The 20,006-nt window shown below is 37.9% G+C and carries 16 protein-coding genes; 5 read left to right on the top strand and 11 right to left on the bottom strand.

Features of this window, described 5'->3' with window-relative positions:
* Nucleotides 1–39 precede the first annotated feature (39 nt).
* The 3 genes from OW492_RS07680 to OW492_RS07670 form a co-directional block, all read right to left on the bottom strand.
* Entirely contained in the window at nt 40–1,263 is a 1,224-nt protein-coding gene (locus OW492_RS07680) for a glycosyl transferase (protein WP_290039347.1), read from the bottom strand.
* Nucleotides 1,264–1,279: 16 nt separating this feature from the next.
* Complete coding sequence (locus OW492_RS07675; RefSeq protein WP_290039346.1) at nt 1,280–2,143, bottom strand: HAD-IIB family hydrolase; 864 nt, start codon at nt 2,141–2,143, stop codon at nt 1,280–1,282.
* A 511-nt stretch (nt 2,144–2,654) separates the two neighbouring features.
* On the bottom strand, nt 2,655–3,758 hold the full coding sequence (locus tag OW492_RS07670) for an OmpA family protein (protein WP_290039345.1): 1,104 nt from the start codon (nt 3,756–3,758) through the stop codon (nt 2,655–2,657).
* 178 nt (nt 3,759–3,936) lie between these two features.
* Here OW492_RS07670 and pdsR point away from each other — a divergent pair, with 178 nt between their 5' ends.
* From pdsR to pyrC, 4 genes are all read left to right on the top strand, one after another.
* Nucleotides 3,937–4,644 (top strand): proteobacterial dedicated sortase system response regulator, encoded by a 708-nt coding sequence (gene pdsR, locus OW492_RS07665; protein ID WP_290039344.1) that lies wholly within the window; start codon nt 3,937–3,939, stop codon nt 4,642–4,644.
* Nucleotides 4,644–6,806, top strand: a complete 2,163-nt coding sequence (pdsS, locus tag OW492_RS07660) for a proteobacterial dedicated sortase system histidine kinase (protein WP_290039343.1) — start codon at nt 4,644–4,646, stop codon at nt 6,804–6,806. Before pdsR ends, pdsS begins: the two co-directional genes overlap by 1 nt.
* Before the next feature lie 31 nt (nt 6,807–6,837).
* Complete coding sequence (locus OW492_RS07655) at nt 6,838–7,797, top strand: coproporphyrinogen III oxidase (protein WP_290039342.1); 960 nt, start codon at nt 6,838–6,840, stop codon at nt 7,795–7,797.
* Between the two features lie 142 nt (nt 7,798–7,939).
* On the top strand, nt 7,940–8,971 hold the full coding sequence (pyrC, locus tag OW492_RS07650; protein ID WP_290039341.1) for a dihydroorotase: 1,032 nt from the start codon (nt 7,940–7,942) through the stop codon (nt 8,969–8,971).
* A 112-nt stretch (nt 8,972–9,083) separates the two neighbouring features.
* On the opposite strand, the gene OW492_RS07645 is transcribed toward pyrC, so the two are convergent.
* Together OW492_RS07645 and OW492_RS07640 are read right to left on the bottom strand one after the other, a co-directional pair.
* Nucleotides 9,084–9,683 carry an alkylphosphonate utilization protein gene (locus OW492_RS07645; protein WP_290039340.1) on the bottom strand — a complete coding sequence of 200 codons (600 nt, stop codon included), beginning with the start codon at nt 9,681–9,683 and terminating at the stop codon, nt 9,084–9,086.
* Between the two features lie 88 nt (nt 9,684–9,771).
* Complete coding sequence (locus OW492_RS07640) at nt 9,772–10,848, bottom strand: glycosyl hydrolase family 18 protein (RefSeq protein ID WP_290039339.1); 1,077 nt, start codon at nt 10,846–10,848, stop codon at nt 9,772–9,774.
* Nucleotides 10,849–10,963: 115 nt separating this feature from the next.
* On the opposite strand from OW492_RS07640, the gene OW492_RS07635 reads away from it, so the two are divergent.
* Nucleotides 10,964–12,112, top strand: a complete 1,149-nt coding sequence (locus tag OW492_RS07635; RefSeq protein ID WP_290039338.1) for a methyltransferase — start codon at nt 10,964–10,966, stop codon at nt 12,110–12,112.
* A 48-nt stretch (nt 12,113–12,160) separates the two neighbouring features.
* Here the strand turns inward: OW492_RS07635 and OW492_RS07630 are convergent, their stop codons facing one another.
* From OW492_RS07630 to OW492_RS07605, 6 genes are all read right to left on the bottom strand, one after another.
* On the bottom strand, nt 12,161–12,649 hold the full coding sequence (locus OW492_RS07630; protein WP_290039337.1) for a hypothetical protein: 489 nt from the start codon (nt 12,647–12,649) through the stop codon (nt 12,161–12,163).
* A 396-nt stretch (nt 12,650–13,045) separates the two neighbouring features.
* Nucleotides 13,046–13,918 carry a succinate--CoA ligase subunit alpha gene (gene sucD, locus OW492_RS07625; protein ID WP_290039336.1) on the bottom strand — a complete coding sequence of 291 codons (873 nt, stop codon included), beginning with the start codon at nt 13,916–13,918 and terminating at the stop codon, nt 13,046–13,048.
* Entirely contained in the window at nt 13,918–15,084 is a 1,167-nt protein-coding gene (gene sucC, locus OW492_RS07620; protein WP_290039335.1) for an ADP-forming succinate--CoA ligase subunit beta, read from the bottom strand. Before sucC ends, sucD begins: the two co-directional genes overlap by 1 nt.
* A 120-nt stretch (nt 15,085–15,204) precedes the next feature.
* Complete coding sequence (gene odhB, locus OW492_RS07615; protein WP_290039334.1) at nt 15,205–16,371, bottom strand: 2-oxoglutarate dehydrogenase complex dihydrolipoyllysine-residue succinyltransferase; 1,167 nt, start codon at nt 16,369–16,371, stop codon at nt 15,205–15,207.
* A 49-nt stretch (nt 16,372–16,420) separates the two neighbouring features.
* Nucleotides 16,421–19,231 (bottom strand): 2-oxoglutarate dehydrogenase E1 component, encoded by a 2,811-nt coding sequence (gene sucA / locus OW492_RS07610; protein WP_290039333.1) that lies wholly within the window; start codon nt 19,229–19,231, stop codon nt 16,421–16,423.
* Between the two features lie 53 nt (nt 19,232–19,284).
* Complete coding sequence (locus OW492_RS07605) at nt 19,285–20,001, bottom strand: succinate dehydrogenase iron-sulfur subunit (protein WP_290039332.1); 717 nt, start codon at nt 19,999–20,001, stop codon at nt 19,285–19,287.
* Between the last annotated feature and the right edge of the window lie 5 nt (nt 20,002–20,006).

The raw sequence follows: 20,006 nt of genomic DNA, 5'->3' as shown, positions 1-20,006 counted from the left end.
GGTGTCATTTTATTATTGATTTTAATATGAGTGATGCTTTTACTCACTGAACTCTTGATAATCTAACTCTACCGCTTCTTTCAGCTGGTCCAACACATCTGGCATCGCACTGATAACACGGCTCCATGATGGAATGAAAGGCGTATCCATTGGCTTATCTAAGAAGATCTGGCCTGCAGTCATGACATTCTCAGCAAACATCTCTATGGCTTTTTCTTCATTATGGATATCTAAACTTAACCCATTCATTAGTGCATCACCACGATACATTTCTAAATAATCTAATGCGATACGGTAATAAGTTGCTTTTAAAGTACGAATACTTTCGGTACTAAATGTTTCACCCTGTGTTGCCAGTTTACGAATAAAGGCTTTAGTAATGTCCACGGACATTTTAGATAATCCACCTTCTACGTTGTCCAGCGATAAATCTTGGTGTTTATGATCGTATGCATCTGAAATATCAACCTGACAAGTGCGGTTACTTGCATAGTTACGGTGCATTTCAGATAACACACCTATTTCAAGACCCCAATCGCTTGGAATACGCAAATCACTTAATACATCTTTACGGAATGAGAATTCTCCTGCCAATGGGTAAAGGAAGCTATCAATAAATTCTAGATAATCATTATGGCCAATAGTTTTCTTTAACGCTTTAACTAACGGCGTAACTAATAGGCGTGATACACGACCATTCACCTTGCCATCGGCAACCCTAGAGTAAAAACCTTTACAAAACTCATAGTTAAAACCAGGGTTTGCCACTGGGTAAATTAAGCGTGCTAATAGGGCGCGATCATAGGTTACGATATCACAATCATGTAATGCCACTGATTCTGCTTTGCCTGAAGCTAATGTATAGCCCATGCAATACCAAACATTTCGGCCTTTACCCAATTCTTTTGGTGCAACGCCCAGTGCTTGTAATTTTGCATCTAAGGCTTTTAATCTAGGTCCTTCATTCCATAATACTCGATGATGCTGTGGAAGCTTTTTGAAAAACTTAAGTGCATGACGATATTGCTCTTCATTAGCTCGATCCAATCCAATAACAATTTCGCTTAGGTAAGGAACTTCACAAAGGTGATCGACGATATCTGGGAATGCATCGCCTTCTAATTCAGAAAAGAGTGAAGGTAAAATTAAGCCCATTGGGCGTGCGGATGAAAATTTTTGTAGCTCTGCTTCTAGGTTTTCATTACTACGCTGTCTCAGGTTATGCATTGTAGTGACAATGCCATTTTGATAAAAATCAGCCATTATACAATTCCTTAATTTAGCAAATTAGTGTCGAAGATAAAATTTCATGTAACGATTCGGCCCAGCCAGCGGGCCCATACTGACGGCTTTGATAAATATTATTTTGTCTATTGAGAGTTGGAAATTCATGCACTGGGGATTTTATTTGGACAGCAAAAGTAGCCTGTTCCAGCATCGCGATGTCATTTTTACCATCCCCTAGTGCAATTGTGATGATATGTTCTTGTGGTGCGATGAAAGATGTTTGTGAAGAAGATTTTGCAGCATATTGTGAATATTGCTCGCTAAGCCACTGTTGCGCTTGCCCTTTGTCGCAATGTCCACTGATATGCAAAAAACGCCCTCCTTGTAATACTCTTGCACCATGAGACTCCATACAAGTAATAAATTTAGCTTGTGTTTGTTCATCTCCCTTCCAATGCAGAGGTTCGCTAAATTGTCGTTGCTTAGCCATTGACGCATTTTCATGACTTAAATCGGTTAACGCCATAAGATCTTCAACAGACATTTCAGAAAAACCTTGGAAATAAGGTTTAAAGTCTTGTGCATGTTGTTTTAATAGTGATTGCCAATGTTCACTATCATATGAAAAAGATTTAACCCAGTATTGCCCTGATATTACGGTGTCTATAGGTTGCTTTTCGAAATAGTCGATTGGGATGTAAATGGCCGCGCCATTCTCGGTGATAAAAGGAGAGTGAAAAGAGAGTTGTTGTCGAATCAGTTCGATTTCGGGTAATGTTTTACTGCTGTTTGGGATAATGGCAATGTCACTTTGCTTCAACCTATCCATCATATCTTGTGCATCTTCTGTTTGATACGTGTAATGGTCTAATAATGTGCCATCTAAATCAGTAAAAACTAATATTTTTTTATTCATCTATATTCCATTTATTTGATGAGCCACTTCTATTTTTTACCCTAATCAATATATTAATTCCATTAATATTATGCAATTTTCTGACTTTTAATAGATAAAAATCAATTTCAGAGAAAAATTGATAATCCTTATTTATTAGTTATTTAACAACAAATACCTCTTTTTTGTTAGGGCCAAAAAATGAATAATTTATATTATTTCAATTTCTATGGTGCCAACAACTTATTTCTAGAGATTTTAATACGTTAAAATATAACAATACATTAAATAGATAAATTGTACTAATTTTCGACAATTAACTGAGGTAACAATAGAGGTGTTAAAGCGAGCTTAATGGCGACTAAGCGCCGCCACTAAGTGATTAAAAAATAATAAATATTTAAATAAAAAAATGAATTAAGCAAAACAAACTAATACTCGAAATGAGAATTGAATTAACTAATTCACCCGCATTAAACGTATCATTCATATTTGATTGGTTATCTTGTTGTGATGACATACATAACTCCCTTTATAGTGAATAACCTGAGGCATAAGCCAGTGACTCAGGTTCATTTAGTGATAAAGTCGATACTTGACTAGTACTGATACTATTTTGAGTGTTAAGCAGGTTACTACCATCATCCACCAGCAACTCTTTATTGTTATTAATTCGATGGTTTGAAAGTGACTGTTTCATGCTAACTTCTTGTTCTTGCAAGTTTATATCACCCAAATTTAATTCAGTATTTAGTTGTACCGTATTATTATCTTCCTTTAATGTTTCAGTGATGTGTCGAAACTCCTTTTCGATTACATTTTTTTGATTATTAAGCTGTGCCTTAACCAAGCGATATTGCTCTGCTTGTTGGTTATCTCTCTTAATCATTTTAGCTAACTTTTCGATACTCGATTCGTAAGGCATCACCTGCACTTTTCTTAAACTTGCGTTATAAGTGCTGTTTTCAGTATGCCCTGCTTCATATTCACCTAAGGTGAATAAGGTTAGCTGTGTTTGTTGAACGCCATGCTCAACAAGAAATCGAGCGACATTATTAGCCCTTTCTTTTGCTAAATCTAAATTATAACTAGCACGTCCTGATTTATCGGTATGCCCTACCACTTGCCACTTTGTCTGGTCACCATGGCTATTAATGTAATCAGCAACGTCCAATAATTGTAACTTATATTCAGGTGTAATCTGTGAAGAAGATAACGAAAATAAGACATTCATATCATTTGGATCTATTTTCTGGGCTTGTTCTTCATTTAGATCTTGCTGTGAGATCGACTTATTTAATGCTATTTTTTCTGGTTGTACGTCTAATGGTTTTGACATCATACTTGTCTGTTTAGCAACTAAATTTTGCTCTGCAATTTTCGCTAATTCATTAGCATCAGTCGTCAATAGACTATCATCCTGATGTTTTTTAAAGAACACTTGCTCATGACCCTGCTGTGATTTTATTGTGACAGGATGACTAAATTGTTTTAAATGCTCTGAAAATTGCTGTGCTTCCCTAGTAATTCTGTAATCCTCTAAAATGACTAACCCACCAGTTAGTGCAGACAAGGCAACAATGCATACCATGGATTTTTTTAAATTAGCCGATAGTTTTTGAGATGATGTTGTCATAGTGTGACTCCTTAATAATAAATGCAACTTAGGTTGTTGTTTTGATGTCTGTATTAAAACAAACCTAAATGGCAAGATTAGGGAGCAAAAAAGGCAAACTACTGATCAATTATGTTCAAAAAGTGGCGGAGTCAATCTCTAGCTTGCATTGATACAAACCAAGAGGACTTTGTAATTTATGAAACGTATTGCCATCATTGAAGATGACCTTGCTATTCGAGAAAACTATCGTGATGTAATGATCCGTCATGGTTATCAAGTCGATGGCTATCAAGATCGTGAGCAAGCCATACAAGCATTTACAATTCAACTACCCGATTTAGCGATTATTGATGTGGGGTTAGGTCACGAATATGATGGTGGCTTTCTCCTTTGCCAACAATTACGCCAACTTTCTGCAACAGTTCCAATTATATTTTTAACTGCCAGAGATAATGACTTTGATACTATTTCAGGGCTGCGTTTGGGGGCAGATGATTACCTTAGTAAAGAGATTGGATTGGAACATTTAATGGTGAGGATCAGCGCTTTGTTTAGGCGAGCGAGCTTACATGAATCTGTCCCGCTTACTGAAAGCTCAGTCGTTATTCGAGGGGCGTTAATTATCGATAACGACAAAATGCAAGTTAGTTGGAATGAGACTTTATTGGATGTCACTATCACTGAATTTTGGATTATTCACGCGCTAGCGAATAAACCTAGTATGGTGAGAAGCCGTCAGCAATTAATGAATGAAGCTAATATGCTTGTTGATGATAATACTATCACTTCACATATTAAGAGGATTAGAAAAAAGTTTATCCAAATTGACCCCGGTTTTGATGAAATTAAAGCCATTTACGGTATGGGTTATCGTTGGGATGTCAGTACAGAGAGTGTTAAATAATGGCTATTAAAGTTGGCTTAAGAGCCAAACTTTTAATCTTGAGCAGTTTATTTTTATTGCTACCTTGGTTTGCCTATCAATTTGTCACTGAAATGGAAAGCTTCTTAAAATCAGGCCAACAACAAACCTTATTAGGTACCACTAGTGGAATAGCAGCAGCTTTGCATGAACGTTCAAGCTTATTTAATACTGATATCAACAATAATGACAATATTAAACAAGGTCATGACTTATATGTTTATAACCTTGAGCAGCCGATGATATTAGATGGAGAGGAAGATGATTGGCAAAGTATTATTAGCTTTAAGAATCATTACTCAGCAACAACATCAACAACAAAAGTTAACAACCCAGTACAGTTTGAACAGATATTAGGTAAATATAATGGTTATTTATATGCTTTTTTCAAAGTAAAAAATCAACATCCACTTATTCGTAGTATCGATACACCTCAATTGAATAAAGCTGACCATATGATCATCGCCATGAGCTCTCCACAAGGGAAATTGATGCGTTATATTGTTTCTGTCACTTCAGATGGTTGGTTTAATGCATATCGTTACCCTGAGCATAGCCTTTACACAACCCCAACTAATAGAGAAAAATCAATTCAAGGCATCTGGAAAACAACCAGCACTGGCTACGATATAGAGCTTCGTTTACCACTTGAGTTACTAGGTAATAAACTAGGTTTTCAACTTAATACTAGAGCCAACATTAATAGTAATAAAATCGATCAACAAATCATGACCTCAAATTTATTAGATGTTAAAGGCTTAGGCAGTGTTTTAATTCCATCTCCAGAGATCAAGAGCCTTCTTCAAGCTATGAGCCATACCTCTTCTCGATTGTGGGTCGTGGATAAGTTTCAACGAGTTATTGCGAACACCGGAGATATTCACCAAGCAAAAGGTATTTGGCCAGGCAGCTTGAATGATATAAACCAGAATAAGCAAGAGCATAACCTTTGGGAAACGATACAAGAACAGCTTTTATCACCTATTTATGGGCTGTTTTTAGATAAACCGGACCCTAGCTTTACTGATATTAAAATAAATCCAACGCACTTAAATGAGACGCTATTAACTCAAGCTTTATCTGGTATTGCTGCAACGCAGTGGCGCTCAACCAAGGACCATAAGGCATCCATTTTAAGCGCAGCACACCCTATTTTTGTCAATGGAAAAGTAGTTGGCGCAGTCTTAGCTGAAGAAACCAATCATGGATTACTAAGCTTACGAAATGAAGCGTTACAGAAGTTATTTAATGTATTGTTTACCGTACTCATTGTGGTTGGAATATTGCTTTTTGGTTTTATGTCGACAGTGGTTAAACGCATTAGACACTTACGCGATCAAAGTGAATCAATGCTCGATCAAAATGGCCGTTTAACCGGACACTTTGTTGCCAGTGGACAACAAGATGAAATAGGTGATTTATCACGCAGTATGGAGAATATGATAAAACGCTTAGGTCAATATCATCAATATGTTGAGCAGTTATCAGCAAGGTTATCCCATGAATTACGCACTCCTGTTGCGATAGTGAGGTCGTCTCTAGAAAACCTTTCCGCACTTCCGTCTGATTTAGAACAGCAGAAATATGTAATTCGCTCTCAACAAGGCATTCAACGTTTAAATAAAATTTTAACCAGCATGAGTGAGGCGAGTCGTATCGAACAAAGTTTATCTCATCTTGATAAGCAAAATATCGATCTGAATGAGTTAATCAAAGGTTGTGTACAAGGTTATCAGATGATTTATCCTAATAATGCCTTTACCGAACATCAGTCGTCGGCATCTATTCTGATAGAGGCAGATCCTGACTTTATCGTTCAATTATTAGATAAATTAGTGCATAACGCCGTTGAGTATTCTCCGCAAGATGAAGCAATTGTTTTTGAGCTACAACCCCACCATCAACATGCGATCCTTAGTATTAGTAATAAAGGCCCTTTACTGGTGGAAGGAACACAGCAAGATCTATTTCAATCTATGGTATCAATTAGACCCGAAGCACATCAACATGATGCTCACTTAGGGTTAGGGTTATATATCGCGAAAATGATTTGTGACTATCATGATGCAGATTTGAAGATCGCAAATAATACAAACTTGACTGGGGTTACAGTAACCATTACCTTTCCTATCATCCAACATTAATCCATGATTGACTCGATACTATAGGAAGCTCATGCGCGTACTCGCCACATCAGAACAAGCAAAATTTGCATTAACCGAACTTAGTCAAGTACAACATTATTTTGTAGATAAATTGTCGACACTTTCGACAGGCACTAAATTCTCACCTGTTGAATGGCTACGTGATGAGGGTTCTCATGGCGGAGGGAAACGCTATGAAGCTAGCAATAACAGTGTTTTTAACCGCGCTTCCGTCAATATATCGCAAGTACAATATGAAGATAAGCCTGATAAGGCCTTTTTATCTGCTACCGCATTATCGACAATTATTCATCCTCAACACCCTTTAGCACCTTCTATTCATATTCATGTTAGTTGGACTGAATTGAAGAATGGTCAACGCTACTGGCGACTGATGGCTGATTTAAATCCAGCTATCGAAGATGCAGCAGATAAAACCTTGTTCAATGAAACATTAAGGCATGCAAGTGGTAAATATTACGATAGCGGTATTGAACAAGGCGAACAGTATTTTTATATACCAGCATTAAATAAACATCGTGGTGTTTCTCATTTTTATTTAGAGGGATTTGTCGGCGATGAACAAACACCAAAGCACTTTGCCATTAACTTCGCTAAGCAAGTTATCGATTGTTATATCGCTATATTAACCGATAAATTTAGTAGCCTTCCACCTCCTTCTGACCAGGAGCTTGCTCAACAATTGGATTATCATACCCTGTATTTTTATCAGGTATTAACACTAGATAAAGGAACCACTGCAGGCCTATTAATTCATAACCAAAATGATGTTGGTACGTTGGGGTCTCTGCCCGCTTATATTAATCGTCATTTACTTTTAAGTTGGGTTGAGCAATCTGAAACAGCACAACAACCTTTGGTACAAGCATTAGTTAATTTGTTCCCAGAGCAACAGGCAGTTCATGTTAGCGCAACTATTAAGGCAAAAATTGCAGAGGCTATTCGAGCACATTATGCTCAATTAAGTTAACCAACAACTACACCGCTTGTATCTTAAGTATAAGCAGTAATATTGTTAAATGATTAAACCGGCCAGTTTGCTCTTTACTTAACTTAATGTAACTTCTAGAATCAGCCTCAACTTCCCCAGCCTCTATCACACGGAGTATTATATGAGCACTAAACTAACGATCACACGACCTGACGATTGGCACGTACACTTACGCGATGGCGAAGTGTTGGCAGATACAGTTCGCGATACCAGCCGTTATATGGGGAGAGCGATAGTCATGCCTAATTTAGTGCCACCGGTGATGACAACTGATAGCGCATTAGCATACCGCGATCGTATTTTAGCTGCACAACCAAAAACGACTTTTACACCTTTAATGGTGCTTTACCTAACAGACAATACAACACCAGAAGAGATCAAAAAAGCCAAGGCATCAGGCCATGTTTATGCAGCTAAATTATATCCTGCAGGCGCAACGACTAACTCTGACTCAGGTGTAACAGATGCAACTAAACTAAAGGCGACTTTTAAAGCAATGCAAGAAGTCAACATGCCTTTGCTGGTTCATGGAGAAGTGACTTCAAATCACGTTGATATTTTTGATCGTGAAGCGGTATTTTTAAAAGAGGTGTTATCACCAATTGTTGCTCAGAATCCAGATCTCAAGATTGTTTTAGAACATATTACGACAGCCAATGCTGTCGAGTTTGTTAATAAAGCTGGTGATAATGTGGGCGCGACAATCACGGCACATCATTTAATGTTTAATCGTAATCACATGTTAGTGGGCGGTATTAAACCACACTTTTATTGCTTACCAATTTTAAAAAGAAACACACACCAGGCCGCGTTAGTTAAAGCAGCGACTAGCGGCAGCAAAAAATTCTTTTTAGGTACCGATTCAGCGCCTCATGCTATTGGCGCAAAAGAGTCAGCTTGTGGTTGTGCAGGGTCTTATACCGCATTTGCTGCGTTAGAGCTCTATGCTGAAGTATTTGAAGCTGAAAATGCATTAGATAAATTAGAAGGCTTTGCTAGTTTCAATGGTCCTGATTTCTATGGCATTCCTCGAAATCAAGATACTGTAACATTAGAGAAAACGGCATGGCCGGTGCCAGATTCATTAGCTTTTGGTAATGATATTGTAGTGCCTATTAAAGCCGGCGAAGATATGACATGGAAAGTACTTTAATCGTCATTGAATAAAAAATTTAGTATTGCTAAAGGCCCTATCACTATTGAGTGTTAGGGCCTTTATAATTTTTGCATATAGTTCGTTGAATGGTTAGTTCATGTAACTGATATTACTTATCTTCAAACAAAGGCATCTTTTTAAGGTAAGTTGTTAACAAAACAATGCGTACGCCATTAACACGCCCTTCTATGTGCTCCGGGTTATCAGTCAATGAGATATTACGGACGGGAGTACCACGTTTTGCGGTAAAGTTTGCGCCCTTGACTTCTAAATCTTTAATCAGAGTTACATTATCACCCGCCACTAAAATTGTGCCATTAGAGTCACGTGTTGGTGCTACTTCCTCGATATCATCAGCTGCAACTCCATAATCAGCCCATGCTTTTTGTTCATCTTCCATGTACATCATATCTAATAAGTCTTGTGCCCAGCCTTCACCAGCTTTACTTAAACGAGTTAACATACGGAAAGCCGTTACTTGTACTGCTGGCACTTGGCTCCACATGCTATCGTTTAAACAACGCCAATGGTTATTATCCATTTCAGCTGTTTTAGCAATTTGCTCAGAACAGGTCGCACAGACTAATACTGACTTATCCGAATTAGGTTCTTTAACTGGTGGGACTTCAAATATAGACAATTCGTTGGTAGATGAACACAATTCACAACATCCGTTGCTACGTTCAGTTAAAGCGGCTTTAATCGGCATAATTCGACCTTAATGTGGTTAGAAAAAATAAGGGCGCTATTATGCGCCCTTTTAACCACAAAAAAAACCATGGAATTATATTTTATAATTAATCACAAATATCGTTTGCACTACCTGATACTTGCCAATCAACTGCCGCTAATATTGAGAAATAATCACTATCAAAATAGTCCTGCTCTAATGACGTAATAATTACACCGCCCGCATAAGACTGGGCATACTCTGTTTTATCGTTTACTGTTGGAATACCGTTGTAGTTAATGTCATCGTAATCATTACCGTCTTCATCTTCTACATTAGAAGCTTCATCAACACAGGCATTATCATCATCGTCATCAACAATTTCTCGGAAATCCAGCACACCATCACCTTTAGAATAAGCTGGGATTGCTAATACTAGTCGGTTTTTAACCACGCAACGATCAGTCCAATATTCAATGGCATCTTCCGCATCTTCCAATGAAGAATGTAAATCGTCATCATCGGTTGTATTTAATGCCATCACGTTCATAAAATCAGCATAATCTAATACATCATCTTGAACGCCATCGTCTGTGTCATCATCATCTTGCCCAGTATCAACCACAAAACTAAAGATTTTATCTTCGTCTTCTAATGATTCACTGACCTCTTTGACCAAGTCTTCAAAAAGATCACCTTCATCATCACCTTCTGGAAACTGCCAATTGATATCAATACCATCAAGGTCATAATCATCAATTAGGTCTTCCATGTTATCAATAAAATTACTCATAGCAGAGTCACTAGCAGCAATCGTATTAAATGCGGAGTCACTTGAGTTACCAATTGAAGCCATAGCATAAATACCCGCATCATGTGCGGCCTCAATCATATCTTCAAAATCGTCAGTGTCATCCGGTAATACTAATTCGCCACTAGAGGTCACACCAATTTTGTTATAGATAACATGAGTTAACATAGTAAAATCGATATCATCTAGCGTATCTTCATCATTCTCGCCCCAATAGGCAATCTGTTTAAAGTTAACGGTAGTCGTATCAGTGCCACAAACGACTTCATCTTCTCCATCGGCAATATCAGATAAAATATCATCAATTTGGTTATCACAAGCTGTTATAGTGAATAATGAAATACACATAATTAGTGCTTTCATTAATTTATTTTTAGTTATTATTATATTCACAAAGCATCTCATCCTTATTCATTTTGAGTACAGGCATAATATCACTTACCTTAAGCAAGCAAGCAAGTTAAAATAGCACATTAACTTACACTATATACATAACTAGGCTAAACCTATGAATGAAGCATTAATCATTGCAGATCAAACATTAATTTTACATCGTCACCCACGCAGAAAAAATGAAACCTTACAAGCATGGGATTCAGCAGATGAATACCTGATCAACCACTTCCAGGATAATGAATTAGGTAAATACATTACCGAAGATGGGCAATTATTAATTATCAATGATGGTTTTGGTGCACTAAGCTGTTTTTTTAAAGAGACACAAAGAACCGTTGTTTCAGATTCATTTTTATCTGTCAGCTCTATTAAACTCAATATGCAGCGTAATCAATGTCCTACTGAGACACTATTAATTCAAGATAGTTTGCAGCCATTACCAACAAATGCAAAAGTAGTGCTAATTAAAGTACCTAAGACGTTGTCTTTTTTAGAGCATCAATTACAACAATTAAGCACTGTTATCAATAAAGACACAATCGTTGTTGCTGCCGGTAAAGTTGATGCGATTCATAAATCAACATTAGCATTATTTGAAAAATATATCGGTACCACTAAAACTTCATTAGCTAAGAAGAAATCTCGTCTTATATTTAGCTTACCTGATCAAATAAACGTTCCAGAAAAAGAAGTAGCAATCACTTGGGACATAGAACGTTTTGATTGGAAAATACACAATCACGCCAATGTATTTTCACGCAACCACTTAGATATTGGTGGCCGTTACTTGATGGATAACCTTCCTGAAGGCGATTTCACTAAAGTTGTGGATCTGGGTTGTGGTAATGGTGTAGTGGGTATGGCTGCAGCACAAGCTTATCCAGATGCGCAAATTACCTTCATTGATGAGTCATATATGGCTGTTGATTCCGCACGTATTAATATGCTGAAAAACTTTGAAGAAGAGCGTTCAGATAACACGCGTTTTGTAGTGAATAATGGTTTAGTTGGATTCAAGTCTCGTAGCTATGATTTAATTTTATGTAACCCACCGTTCCATCAACAACATGCTATTACCGACCATATCGCTTGGAGCATGTTTAATGATGCACACTTCTGCTTAGCAATTAATGGTGAATTAGTTATTGTTGGTAACCGTCATTTAGATTATCAAGATAAGTTAAATCGTATCTTTGGTAATTGTGAGTTAATTGCAGAAAACAAAAAATTCGTTATTCTGCGTGCAATTAAAAGAGATTAACCTGCATATAGATCAGTTGATTAGGTCAGTGAAATTGACCTAATCATATTAAGCTCTAACGCATTGAATTAATTCACTGTAAGCATCTGACTTAACCGTTAACTCATTCTTGCTTAAGTTCACAATCTTTCCTGATTCATTAACCGTCGCTGGTAATATCTTCTTTAAATTTAAAATTGATTCTAGTTCTGGATGACTGACATTTTTAAAGTCTATATTTTGAGAATTCATGCTCAAAACGTCTTCTTTTAACTGCCACGTAGAGCTATCCGTTATACTGTATTTTAATTTTGGCATACCGCTTAACGTAAACAATAAAATCCCATAACCTTGCGAGGTATTATCTTGGTTATATTGGATACGGTAATTAACATCAACCACCATATTAGAGTTAGGCTCTTCAATTTTATGCTGACAAAACCAACTGCCATAGAGGTTGCTTGGATTGATTGGAGTTACATTGGTAACGCTTGTTTCTGCCATACTTGGGATTGCATAAAACAATAATAACGCAGGCAGTGTTTTAACTAAGTTCATGGATAACCTTGTCACAGACTAAATAAGAAATTAACAATAAAGCTTAAGTGATAATTAAGCTTGTCACAGTACTTAGTCAACAAGTTGGGTAAATAAATCCCATTATTTTAATAAATATTTTTTATAAAAAAGTCCGGTAAAATACGCGGCCCAATGTGATATGAATATCTATTATAAATGACCTTTCTTCCGATACACGGCAATAACTAGTTCAGTAAAGGTATATAAAAAGCATAAAGTAAATCGACTCGCTCTTTGACAAGAGTGCAGTGTCACTCTCAGTCAAAAAAGACTATGTAATAAGGAGAGAATAAAATTTGAGTGATAAAGTGAATACATAAAAAACCCCGCATAAGCGAGGTTTGATAATGAGATGGTAAAATTAAACTAAGTTAATTACCAACCAGTAATTTCACGCAATGCTTTGCCGATATCCGCTAACGATTTAGTGGTTTTAACACCTGCATCTTCTAATGCTTTAAACTTATCTTCAGCAGTACCTTTACCACCAGCGATGATAGCGCCAGCATGCCCCATACGCTTACCAGCAGGTGCAGTTACACCAGCAATGTAAGAAACAACAGGTTTAGTCACGTTAGCTTTAATGAAAGCAGCCGCTTCTTCTTCAGCAGTACCGCCGATTTCACCGATCATCACAATCGCTTCTGTTTCTGGATCTTCTTGGAACAGCTTTAAGATATCAATAAAGCTTGAACCAGGAATTGGATCACCACCAATACCTACACACGTTGATTGCCCAAAGCCTTCGTCAGTAGTTTGTTTTACAGCTTCATAAGTTAATGTACCTGAGCGAGAAACAATACCTACTTTACCTTTCTTATGAATATGACCAGGCATGATACCGATCTTACATTCATCAGGTGTAATAACACCAGGACAGTTAGGACCAACCATCACAACACCCGCTTGATCTAGTTTGATTTTAACTTCAACTAAATCCAAAGTAGGGATACCTTCAGTGATAGTAACAATCAACTTAATGCCTGCGTCAATTGCTTCTAAAATAGCATCTTTACAAAATGGAGCTGGTACATAGATAACAGAAGCTGTTGCGCCTGTAGATTGTACCGCTTCGCTTACCGTATTAAATACAGGTAAACCTAAATGCGTTTGACCACCTTTACCTGGTGATACACCACCGACCATTTTTGTACCGTACTCAAGCGCTTGCTCAGAATGGAATGTACCTTGTCCACCAGTGAATCCCTGACAAATTACTTTAGTATCTTTATTAATTAAAATGCTCATTATTTGCCACCTACCGCTTTCACAGATTGCACAGCTGCATCTGTTAATGATGTTGCTGCAATAATATTTAAACCAGACTCCGCTAAAATCTTACGACCTAATTCAGCGTTGTTACCTTCTAAACGAACAATAACTGGTACTGATACACCGACTTCTTCAACAGCTCCGATAACACCGTCAGCAATTAAATCACAACGTACAATACCACCAAAGATATTCACTAATACCGCTTCCACTTTATCGTCAGATAAAATAATCTTAAACGCTTCAGTCACACGCTCTTTAGTTGCACCGCCACCAACATCTAAGAAGTTAGCCGGGTTACCGCCATGCAAATGTACAATATCCATTGTACCCATTGCTAGACCAGCGCCGTTAACCATACAACCGATGTTACCATCAAGTGCTACATAGTTAAGTTCCCACTGAGCAGCATGCATTTCACGTGCATCATCTTGAGTAGTATCGTTAATTTCATTTAGTGCTTTTTGACGATACATTGCATTAGAATCAATGGAAATTTTGCCGTCTAAACAGATCAGGTCATCGCTACCAGTCACAACCAGCGGATTAATCTCTAATAGAGATAAATCTTTATCTTGGAAGATAGTCGCTAAGCCTAAAAATATTTTTGTAAATTGACCAATCTGCTTGCCAGAAAGACCTAATTTAAATGCTAATTCACGACCTTGATATGCTTGCGCACCAACCAATGGATCAATCGTCACTGTATGAATAAGTTCAGGTGTTTCTTCAGCAACCTTCTCGATTTCAACCCCACCTTCAGTAGATGCCATGAACGTCACACGTTGTGATGCACGGTCAATAACTGCACCTAAATATAATTCATTGGCAATATCGCTACAGCTTTCTAATAACAACTTGTTCACTGGCTGACCATTGGCATCAGTTTGATAAGTTACTAAGTTTTGACCTAACCATTTATTAGCAAATTCACGAATAGACTCTTTTGAATCAACTAACTGCACGCCACCCGCTTTACCGCGACCGCCTGCATGTACTTGGCACTTGATAACCCATTTGTCGCCGCCTAACTTAGACGCGGCATTAACTGCATCTTCACCACTATCACAGGCAACACCCTGTGGAACTGGTAGACCGTACTCTTTAAATAGCTGTTTTGCCTGATATTCATGCAAATTCATGTTTGATTTCCATTTGTTGAGTTAAACTTAATAGCCCGAAAGCTGTGAGTGTAAAAACAATTTATGAAATTAGCTGCCTACCAATATAGGCAGCTAAGGAAGGGATACTGAAGCGTGGAATTAAATGTCTAATAATAGACGAGTTGGATCTTCTAGTAGCTCTTTAATTGTTACCAAGAATCCTACTGATTCTTTGCCATCAATTAAACGATGATCATACGAAAGTGCTAAGTACATCATAGGTAATATCTCAACTTTGCCATCAATAGCCATTGGGCGGTCTTGAATTTTGTGCATACCTAAGATAGCAGCTTGCGGTGGATTAATAATTGGCGTTGAAAGTAATGAACCAAATACACCACCGTTGGTTACAGTGAAGTTCCCCCCCATCATTTCATCAACAGTTAATTTACCGTCACGGCCTTTAATTGCAAGGTCACGAATGCCCTGTTCAATCTCAGCAACGCTAAGTGTATCTGTGTCACGTAATACAGGTGTTACTAAACCACGTGGTGTAGATACTGCAATGCTAATATCGAAGAAGTTATGATAAACAATATCATCGCCATCAATCGCTGCATTTACTTCTGGGTAACGTTTTAACGCTTCAGTTACAGCTTTAATGTAGAAAGACATAAAGCCTAAACGAATACCGTGTTTTTTCTCGAATACTTCTTGGTATTGCTTACGAAGATCCATGATAGGTTTCATGTTCACTTCATTGAAAGTGGTTAACATTGCAGTAGAGTTTTTCGCCTCTAACAGACGTTCAGCAACACGTTTACGAAGACGAGTCATTGGAACTCGTTTATCACTTCGTGCGGCAACAGCAGCAACGATATCAACCTTAGGCGCAGTTTCACTTTTGTTCTTCTCTGTGCGGAATTTCTCAACGTCTTCACGAGTAATTACGCCGCCTTTACCAGAGCCTTTAATATCACGAGCATCTATATCTTGCTCTAACATTAAACGACGAACAGATGGGCTTGCATCAGCAGCTTTAGCAGGAGCTTGCTCTTCGACTACTTCCTCTTCTTTCGCCGCTGGCGCATCACCTTCTTCAAGTTTTGCTAACAATTGCTTAGATAAAACCGTTGCGCCTTCATCTTCAATAATTTCTTTTAAAATACCTGTCACTGTAGCAGGTACTTCAAGGACTACTTTGTCAGTTTCGATTTCAACTAAAACTTCATCGCGCTCTACAAAATCACCAGGGTGTTTATGCCAAGTTGCCACTGTTGCATCTGCAACTGATTCAGGCAATTCTGGAACTAATACTTCAATCATAATTAATACTTCCTACAATAAATTTTTATATAATTAAATTTAATTTTGATTACTGTTCATCAAAACCAAGTGCTTCATTAACTAATGCTTTTTGCTGCTTCACATGCAGTGACATATAACCTACCGCTGTTGATGCTGATGCTGCACGACCTGCATATTGCAAGTTAGCACCTTCTGGCAGAACAGTTCTAAAGTTATGTTGACTACAGTACCAAGCACCTTGATTTTGTGGCTCTTCTTGACACCAAACAAAGTCTTTAACATGCGCGTATTGTTCAATTATGTCGTTTAGCTCGTCCATTGGGAAAGGATAAAGTTGCTCAATACGAACGATAGCAACGTTATTTAATTCTTCAGTGCGACGTTTGTCTAATAATTCGTAGTAAACTTTACCACTACAAAGCACAACGCGATTGACCGATTTTGGATCTAACTCATCCACTTCACCAATTGCATTTTGGAATGTACCAGACGATAGTTCATCTAAACTAGATACGGCCATCGGGTGACGTAATAAAGATTTAGGTGACATAACGATTAATGGACGACGCATAGAACGAATCACTTGGCGACGTAACATGTGGTAAACCTGTGCAGGTGTAGAAGGAATACATACTTGCATATTATGTTCAGCACATAATTGTAAGTAACGTTCCAAACGTGCAGATGAATGCTCAGGTCCTTGACCTTCATAACCATGAGGTAACAACACAGTTAGACCACACATACGGCCCCACTTCTGTTCACCTGATGATAAGAACTGATCAAATACAACTTGCGCACCATTCGCAAAATCACCAAACTGCGCTTCCCATATACATAGACCTTTAGGTGCAGCTGTTGAATAACCGTATTCAAATGCTAAAACCGCTTCTTCTGATAATACAGAATCATGTACATCAAAATGGCCTTGCTCATCTGAGATATTTTGTAGTGGAATGTAACGACCCGCTTCAGATTGCTCATGTAAAACAGCATGACGATGGAAGAAAGTACCACGACCAGAATCTTGACCGACTAAGCGAATGTTGTAACGAGAATCGAGTAACGTTGCGTATGCTAAGTTTTCAGCAAAGCCCCAGTCACATAGTTTTTCACCACGTGCCATCATCAAGCGATCTTTATAGATTTTTGCAACACGTGAATGCTGTACTTGATCTTCAGGGTATTGACTAATAGATTCCGCTAATTCTCTTAAACGCTCTTTTTGGAAAGAAGCTTCGTAAGGTGATTGCCAAGTATGTTTAAGGTAAGGAGTCCAATCAATAGAGTTACCTTGCATCTCTTGCCATTCTTTAACAACACACTCACCGTTATCTAACGCATCACGATATGTGCTAATTAAACTCTTAGCATCTGCACTGCTAATCACACCTTCGCTTTCTAACTGTTTAGAGTAGATTTCGCGTGTAGTTGGGTGTTTTTTGATTTTTTTGTACATCACAGGCTGTGTTGCACTTGGCTCATCAGCTTCATTGTGACCATGGCGACGGTAACACACTAAATCAATGACAACATCACGTTTAAATTTATTACGGAAATCAATTGCAATTTGCGTTGCATGCATTACCGCTTCAGGGTCATCACCGTTAACATGGAAAATAGGTGCTTGGACCATTTTCGCGATATCAGTACAGTAACGCGTAGAACGTGTATCTTCACGATTAGAGGTTGTGAAACCAACTTGGTTATTAATCACAATGCGGATAGTACCGCTTACTTTGAAGGCTCTTGCTTGTGACATATTGAATGTCTCTTGCACAACACCTTGACCAGCAATCGCCGAATCACCATGAATAGTAATAGGCAGTACACTTTCACCGATACCGTTTAAACGTTCTTGACGCGCACGAACCGACCCAAGTACCACTGGATTAACAATTTCTAAATGTGATGGGTTAAACGCTAGTGATAAATGAACGTTACCTTTAGGTGTTTTAAAATCACTACTGAAGCCTTGATGATATTTAACATCGCTTGAGCCATCAATATTGTCGTGTTTACCAGCAAACTCATTGAAAAGATCAGTTGGCTTTTTACCTAATACATTAACCAGTACGTTTAGACGACCACGGTGAGCCATACCAATAACAACCGCTTCAGCCCCTTGCTCTCCAGAACGACGGATCAATTCTTTAAGCATTGGAACAAAAGAATCACCACCTTCTAATGAGAAACGTTTTGCACCTGGGAATTTCGAGCCAATGTAACGCTCTAATCCTTCAGCTGCCGTTAACTCTTCAAGGAAGCGTTGTTTTGCTTCATTACTGAAAGATGGACGACTTTCACTTGATTCAATACGATTTTGAATCCAACGCTTTTCTTCAGTATCCGTGATGTGCATATATTCCACACCTAACGAACCGCAGTAAGTACGTTTTAAAGAAGCCACTAAATCTTTTAAGATCATAGTTTCATTGCCAGCAGCAAATGAACCTACATTAAAGTTGGCATCTAAATCAGACCCTGTTAAATCATGGTAAAATGGGTCTAATTCTTTAATTGTTTCGTTTTTAACTAAACCAAGTGGATCTAAGTTAGCGGCTTCATGACCACGATGACGATATGCCCCGATCAATTGCAACACTTTTACTTGTTTAGCATCATTATGAACAGCACCTTGAGGAGGAGTGAAACATTTTGGCGCTTTAGCCGCATGTTTCATCTGTTCGCGGATAACGGAGTGACGCTCTTCAGGAGTGTCGCTCACACTTGGTAATTCATCAAAGACTTCTCGCCAATTAGCATCCACAGAGCATGGATCGTCTAAATAAGACTCATAAAGGTCTTCAATATAAGTGGAATTTGCCCCGGAAAGATGCGATGAGGCTAACCAAGTTTCCATAACATTAGTTGGCATTAACGTTCCTTATATTATTATGATTATTTCACTAATCATGTGTAAATTAGTAATTAAACAGCGCGCTGTAATAACATCGATTTTATTTTACCAATCGCTTTGGTTGGGTTTAATCCCTTAGGACAAACACTAACGCAGTTCATGATACTGTGACAACGAAAAACACTAAAAGCATCATCTAAATTCGATAAGCGTTCTTCTGTTGCACTATCTCGGCTGTCAATGAGAAAACGATAAGCAGCCAATAACCCAGCTGGACCAATAAACTTATCTGGGTTCCACCAAAATGAAGGACAAGAAGTTGAACAACATGCACATAAGATACATTCGTACAATCCATCAAGTTTTTCACGCTCTTCTGGTGATTGTTTAAATTCACCAGCAGGTGGAGTTCTGTCATCGTTAATTAAAAATGGTTTCACTTTTTCATACTGAGTATAAAATTGTGTCATGTCGATCACTAAATCGCGAATCACAGGTAAGCCTGGTAATGGACGAATAATTACTTTTTTGCCTGTTGATAACACCTCAGACAATGGCGTAATGCATGCAAGTCCATTTTTACCATTCATGTTAACGCCATCAGATCCACAAACCCCTTCACGGCATGAACGACGGAAAGAAAGTGACGCATCTTTTTCTTTTAGCAAGATAAGTGCATCTAACACCATCATATCTGAACCTTCAGGTACATCTAACGATGTATCCTGCATATAAGGTTTAGCATCAACATCAGGGTTGTAACGGTAAATTGAGAAATTAATATTCATATCTA

The sequence above is a fragment of the Psychromonas sp. 14N.309.X.WAT.B.A12 genome (genome assembly GCF_030397575.1).
Taxonomy (GTDB): domain Bacteria; phylum Pseudomonadota; class Gammaproteobacteria; order Enterobacterales; family Psychromonadaceae; genus Psychromonas.
This window is presented reverse-complemented; position numbering and strand designations above follow the sequence as displayed.

What these genes read in the sequence shown, in the direction of transcription:
- OW492_RS07680 (WP_290039347.1), bottom strand. Translation starts at nt 1,263, where the DNA reads ATGGCTGATTTTTATCAAAATGGCATTGTCACTACAATGCATAACCTG.
- OW492_RS07675 (WP_290039346.1), bottom strand. Translation starts at nt 2,143, where the DNA reads ATGAATAAAAAAATATTAGTTTTTACTGATTTAGATGGCACATTATTA.
- OW492_RS07670 (WP_290039345.1), bottom strand. Translation starts at nt 3,758, where the DNA reads ATGACAACATCATCTCAAAAACTATCGGCTAATTTAAAAAAATCCATG.
- pdsR (WP_290039344.1), top strand. Translation starts at nt 3,937, where the DNA reads ATGAAACGTATTGCCATCATTGAAGATGACCTTGCTATTCGAGAAAAC.
- pdsS (WP_290039343.1), top strand. Translation starts at nt 4,644, where the DNA reads ATGGCTATTAAAGTTGGCTTAAGAGCCAAACTTTTAATCTTGAGCAGT.
- OW492_RS07655 (WP_290039342.1), top strand. Translation starts at nt 6,838, where the DNA reads ATGCGCGTACTCGCCACATCAGAACAAGCAAAATTTGCATTAACCGAA.
- pyrC (WP_290039341.1), top strand. Translation starts at nt 7,940, where the DNA reads ATGAGCACTAAACTAACGATCACACGACCTGACGATTGGCACGTACAC.
- OW492_RS07645 (WP_290039340.1), bottom strand. Translation starts at nt 9,683, where the DNA reads ATGCCGATTAAAGCCGCTTTAACTGAACGTAGCAACGGATGTTGTGAA.
- OW492_RS07635 (WP_290039338.1), top strand. Translation starts at nt 10,964, where the DNA reads ATGAATGAAGCATTAATCATTGCAGATCAAACATTAATTTTACATCGT.
- OW492_RS07630 (WP_290039337.1), bottom strand. Translation starts at nt 12,649, where the DNA reads ATGAACTTAGTTAAAACACTGCCTGCGTTATTATTGTTTTATGCAATC.
- sucD (WP_290039336.1), bottom strand. Translation starts at nt 13,918, where the DNA reads ATGAGCATTTTAATTAATAAAGATACTAAAGTAATTTGTCAGGGATTC.
- sucC (WP_290039335.1), bottom strand. Translation starts at nt 15,084, where the DNA reads ATGAATTTGCATGAATATCAGGCAAAACAGCTATTTAAAGAGTACGGT.
- odhB (WP_290039334.1), bottom strand. Translation starts at nt 16,371, where the DNA reads ATGATTGAAGTATTAGTTCCAGAATTGCCTGAATCAGTTGCAGATGCA.
- sucA (WP_290039333.1), bottom strand. Translation starts at nt 19,231, where the DNA reads ATGCCAACTAATGTTATGGAAACTTGGTTAGCCTCATCGCATCTTTCC.
- OW492_RS07605 (WP_290039332.1), bottom strand. Translation starts at nt 20,001, where the DNA reads ATGAATATTAATTTCTCAATTTACCGTTACAACCCTGATGTTGATGCT.